1 protein-coding gene is annotated in these 1,555 nt (G+C 31.7%); it reads right to left on the bottom strand.

The features are described 5' to 3' along the window. Positions 1-375 precede the first annotated feature (375 nt). Positions 376-1,555 (bottom strand): HipA family kinase (locus tag Q0296_RS10575; RefSeq protein WP_298040376.1); only part of this gene is annotated, 1,180 nt, incomplete at its 5' end.

Here is a 1,555-nt window from a genome sequence, read left to right as displayed (position 1 = left end):
ACGAGATCTAGTACGGTCTCGTGGGCTCGGAGATGTGTATAAGAGACAGCACCAAGCCTGATCAAAAAAAGATTTTTTAAAACTGAGTTTTTTAAAAAATGGAGATCGCTTGGATCTCCAAAAAATTCTTTTATGAGGAGTAATTATTCTTTGTTCTTTTGAATAAAGAACTTCAGTGAAGAAATATTTGAGTAGGTTGTTTTTAGTTTTGGTAGCGCATAGGCTTTAAAAGTTAGATCAAAGTATAAATTAATCTCTGCTTCATTGCCTAGATTATTAAAAGATTGATACTTATTTTTTTCCAACATCAATGCTAGAAGCTGTTCGTGTTTTTTGAAATGATAATAAATATTTTTATTTTTATGATTTTTGAAACTAACAAAGCTTGTTTTGTGCATCAATAGCCATATTTAATATCACTTGGCTTCTCTTTGATATGAAATTTTCTGCCTCTCGCAAGATGTCTTCATCTAGGTTATAAAATTCATGCCGTTGGAACTTAAAATTAGACAATTTTTCAAGCCGCCCTATATGTCTTGGCATAGCAAACATCTTAGCCTGATCATCAAAATTTAACTCAAACCAGCTTATTTTATCCTCCATTAAGCTATCTATGTTTTTCAATTTTTCTTGAGCTATAAAATTTAAAAAGGATAGGCCATTATCAAAGATCGGTGCTGCCTTAACCAGCTTTTGGCTTTCATTATCTATTAACATGCCAAAATTACCTAAATGTCTATCTGTATTTAGTATCAAGGCATCAAAGAGCATTATGTCCTCAAATGCTTCTTTGCCATAAATTTCTTCTATTTTTTCCATCAAATTTAGTTTGTCTGACTTTATATCGCTCTTATCTAAGCAGTAGTAAATTGGCAAATAGCCATACTTTTCACTGGTAAAAAGCTCGCAAGAACTCACAATTTCTTTTTTGAAAGCAACTAGATCATAATCTATTGCATTTAAATTTAGTGCTTTTGCGATTTGAGCCATATAGTATTCACAATATGCTTCATATCCGCCTTCTGTGCTTTTTGTATTGCTGCCTTTATATAGTTCAATCTTGCCACTAATTTCATTTTTATGCCAACATTTCTTAAGCATGCCATTTGTCGTTAATTCTGGAGATATAGATAGCTCTTTTAGTCTTGTTGATATGCCAGTAAAAGCAACTAATGCAAGTGTTTCATTAAAAGAATTGCTATATAAATTATAATCAGACCATTTGTAATTTCGCTCACCTGATATCACCCAATAGCAATCATTAAGAGAAAGCCCAAAAGATATATTGATATAGGACATAAAACTATCTTCTCTTGATATGCCGCTGCTAGCTAGAATTTCATTAACGAATTCTCTATTCTTTGGGATTTTTCTATTTTTGATCCAGTTCCCTAGCGATTCTTTTATATTTTTTGGACTATTTTTTATTTCAAACGGAACTATATCCTGACGTAAAACTTTAACGTCAAGTAGATAGGCCATTTCCTTTTCAAAACCCCTAAACATCTCTTTTTCAAAACAGACATTAAATTCCAAAACATCGACGTCTTTGTTT

This window comes from uncultured Campylobacter sp., from assembly GCF_937890585.1.
In the GTDB taxonomy this organism is placed as follows: domain Bacteria; phylum Campylobacterota; class Campylobacteria; order Campylobacterales; family Campylobacteraceae; genus Campylobacter_A.
Note: the sequence above shows the minus strand (reverse complement) of the source record. Positions and strands in the feature narration are given on the sequence as shown.